4 protein-coding genes are annotated in these 3,700 nt (G+C 61.3%); all 4 read right to left on the reverse strand.

Features of this window, described 5'->3' with window-relative positions:
• Window positions 1-477 (reverse strand): ATP-binding cassette domain-containing protein (locus tag B3V69_RS18790; protein ID WP_296448711.1); only part of this gene is annotated, 477 nt, incomplete at its 3' end.
• 117 nt (window positions 478-594) lie between these two features.
• Complete coding sequence (prmB, locus tag B3V69_RS18795) at window positions 595-1,485, reverse strand: 50S ribosomal protein L3 N(5)-glutamine methyltransferase (RefSeq protein WP_296448713.1); 891 nt, start codon at window positions 1,483-1,485, stop codon at window positions 595-597.
• Complete coding sequence (gene dapE, locus B3V69_RS18800) at window positions 1,482-2,657, reverse strand: succinyl-diaminopimelate desuccinylase (protein WP_296448715.1); 1,176 nt, start codon at window positions 2,655-2,657, stop codon at window positions 1,482-1,484. The genes prmB and dapE overlap by 4 nt, the downstream gene beginning before the upstream one ends.
• A partial coding sequence (locus B3V69_RS18805) for a PilT/PilU family type 4a pilus ATPase (RefSeq protein WP_296448717.1) occupies window positions 2,657-3,700 on the reverse strand: 1,044 nt, incomplete at its 5' end. The genes dapE and B3V69_RS18805, both read right to left, overlap by 1 nt.

The following is a 3,700-nucleotide window of genomic DNA, read 5'->3' on the forward strand; positions in this document are numbered from 1 at the left end:
CTGCAGGCGCATGCGCCAGCCGCCGGAGAAGCTGTTGACCGGGTTGTTCAACTCGGTGGTTTTGAAACCCAAGCCCAAAATCAGCGCCTGGGCACGGGCCGGCGCATCGTGCGCCCCGGCGTCCTGCAGCGCCATGTAGGCGTGCGCCATGCGGTCGTAGTCGTCGGTGGCTTCCGAGGCCGTGACTTCGTTTTGCGCCGCCAGCAGCGAGGTGTCGCCATCCACCACATAGTCGGTGGCGCTTTGCTCGGTCTCGGGCATGTCCTGGGCCACCTGGCCCATGCGCCATTGGCTGGGAATGAAATACTCGCCGCCGTCTTCGTGCAGCGTGCCGTTGAGCAGGGCAAACAGCGAGGACTTGCCGGCTCCGTTGCGCCCCACCAGGCCCACGTTTTCGCCCGGGTTGATGGTGACGGTGGCGTTGTCGAGCAACAGCTTGGCACCGCGGCGCAGTATGACGTTTTTAAGAGTGATCACGGGAATCGTTTCAGTTTAAGTTGGGTGTATCAAGGTGCTTCTGTCTATTCGTCATTGCCGCGCTGCGCTCGCAATGACGACCACGGACCGTGGCTTCGCGATGACGGAAATTTGGATCTATAGACGTAGTAGCGCGTCGCGGGTCAGCAGCAGCACCTGGTCTTCACCGGCACTGGTTTCCAGCCAGACGGTCTCCAGTTGGGGGAAGGCGGCTTCAAAGTTGGCTTGTTCGTTGCCGATTTCCAGCACCAGCACGGCGTGCTCGCTCATGTGCGCAGGCGCGTCCCGCAGGAGCGTGCGGATGAAGTCCATGCCATCGCTGCCGCCCCGTGTGTTGCCGTCCAGCGCCAGAGCCGGCTCGGCATGGTATTCAGGGGGCAGGGCGGCCATGCTTTGCGCATTGACGTAAGGCGGGTTGCACAGAATCAGGTCGTAAGGGCCGTGCACGCTGGCCAGCCCATCGGACGTCAACAAGCTTATGCGGTCCTGCAGGCCGTGCTTGTCGATGTTGATGCGGGCCACCGCCAGGGCGTCAGTCGAGATGTCGGAGGCGTCGACGCTCACTTCCGGGTAGCTCAGGGCCGCCAGCACCGCCAGACTGCCGTTACCGGTACACAGGTCCAGCACCCGGCGGGTGGATTCGGTGAGCCAGTAGTCAATGCCGCCACCCACCAGCAATTCGGCAATCAAGGAGCGCGGCACGATGGCGCGTTCGTCCACGTAAAACGCCACGCCCTGCAGCCAGGCTTCCTGCGTCAGGTAGGCGGCCGGTTTGCGGGATGTGATTCTTGCTATTAAAAGTGTAGCTACCTGCGCTTGTTTCTCGGGGGATACAGCCTGATTAGCTATAGAGTCCGGGCCTTCCAGCGGGGTATCGAGCGGCAGGTCGAGCTGCCACAGAACCAGCCACGCCGCTTCGTCAAAGGCGTTGGTGGTGCCGTGGCCAAACGCGACTCCCGCGTCGGTAAGCTGCTGGGCGCTTGCTTTGATCAGTTCCAGAATGGTCATTGAGTCACGCGCGCGTTCAGATTTTCCAGCACACGCCGGTAAATGTTTTTGAGCGGTTCAATGTCTGCCAGCTGCAGGTATTCGTCAATTTTGTGGATGGTGGCGTTGGGCGGGCCTAATTCAATCACCTGGGGGCAGATCTTGGCAATGAAACGGCCGTCGCTGGTGCCGCCGGTGGTCGATAGCACGGTATCAATGCCTGTTTCTGATTTGATGGCGGCGCAAACCGCCTCCACCAGCGTGCCGGGCGTGGTGAGAAAAGGCAGGCCGCCCACGGTCCAGGCCAACTCGTAGTCAAGTCCGTGTTGGTTCAGCACCGCTTGCAGACGCGTTTGCAGCGCCTCCGGCGTGGACTCGGTGGAAAAGCGGAAATTGAAATCAATCACCGCGGTGCCGGGGATCACATTGCTGGCGCCGGTGCCGCCGTGGATGTTGCTGACCTGCCAGGAGGTGGGCGGGAAAAAATCGTTGCCCTGGTCCCATTCGATGCCGACCAGCTCGGCCAGGGCCGGTGCCACCAGATGAATGGGGTTTTTGGCCAGCTGCGGGTAAGCGATGTGGCCCTGCACGCCTTTGACCGTGAGCTTGCCGCTCATGGTGCCACGGCGGCCGTTCTTGATCATGTCGCCGGTTCGTTCCAGCGAGGTGGGTTCGCCGACGATGCAGTAATCCAGACGTTCACCCCGCGCTTGCAGGGCTTCGCACACGATGACCGTACCGTCGGTGGCCGGGCCTTCTTCGTCGCTGGTCAGCAAAAACCCGATCGACAGGGCGGTGTCGGGCTGCGCCGCGACAAACTCTTCAACGGCGACGACAAACGCCGCCAGCGAGGTCTTCATGTCGCTGGCGCCGCGGCCATACAACTTGCCGTCGCGCTGCGTGGGCGTGAACGGGTCGCTCTGCCACTGGTCCAGCGGGCCGGTCGGCACGACATCGGTGTGGCCGGCAAATACTATCAATTCAGGAGCGGCCGGCGCTTGTTTGGCGAGGGCTCCAGCTCGTTTTGCCCATAAGTTGGTGACGCGGAAGTGGTCCGGGCCGCTGGCCATGGTTTCACAAACAAAGCCCAGCGGGGCCAGGCGCGCGGCGATGATGTCCTGGCAGCCGGCGTCATCGGGCGTCAGAGAAGCGCAGGCAATCAGCTGTTCAGCAAGGCAGAGGGTGTGTGACATCAGTGGGTTACGTCGAGCGTGATTTCGGTGAACGAGGGATGGTCGTCCGGGTCTTCGAACTGTTCTTCGGGCTTGGCGCGGGCGCTGAAGTCGTTTTGCAGGCGCCACAGCAAATTGGTGGGCGAGTCGGAATTGGCCAGGCCTTCTTTGCGATCCACCGTGCCGTCCACAATCAGCCGGGCAATGTCTTGTTCAAAAGTCTGACCGCCTTCGGCGATGGATTTTTCCATGGCGTCCTTGACGCCCGCGAAATCACCTTTTGCAATCATCTCGGCCACCAGGCTGGTGTTGAGCATGATCTCCACGGCAGGAATGCGTGCGCCTGTGGTCGTGCGCAAAAGACGTTGCGACACAATCGCCTTCGTGGCGGCGGCGAGGTCGCCCAGCATGGTCTGGCGCACTTCGATCGGATAAAAACTCAGGATGCGGTTGAGCGCCTGGTAGCTGTTGTTGGCGTGCAGGGTGGCCAGACACAAGTGGCCTGTCTGGGCGTAGGCAATGGCCGCGGACATGGTCTCGCGGTCACGAATTTCGCCAATCAGGATCACGTCGGGCGCCTGGCGCAAGGCGTTCTTGAGGGCCAGCTGGATGGATTGTGTATCGGTGCCGACCTCGCGCTGGTTGACCACCGAGCGTTTGTTCTTGAACAAAAACTCAATCGGATCTTCAATCGTGAGGATGTGGCCGGCTGCATTCTGGTTACGGTGATCCACGATGGAAGCCATGGTCGTACTTTTGCCGGCACCGGTGGCGCCCACCATCAGCAGCAAGCCCCGTTTTTCCATGACCAGCTCACCCAAAATCAGGGGTACGGACAAGGTGGCCAGCGCCGGAATGTCCATCGAGATGAAGCGGATCACGGCGGCAATCGAGCCGCGCTGGCGCATCGCGCTGATACGGAAACGGCCAACACCTGACACGGCCCAACCCATGTTCAGCTCGTTCATTTCTTCCAGCTCTTCGATGCGCTCAGGCGGCAATATTTCGGCCAGCAAATTAAGCGGTGCATCGGGCGGGAGAATCTGGCTGTTGATGGGCACGCA

Origin of the sequence: Rhodoferax sp. UBA5149, assembly GCF_002413825.1 — a bacterium.
In the GTDB taxonomy this organism is placed as follows: domain Bacteria; phylum Pseudomonadota; class Gammaproteobacteria; order Burkholderiales; family Burkholderiaceae_C; genus Rhodoferax.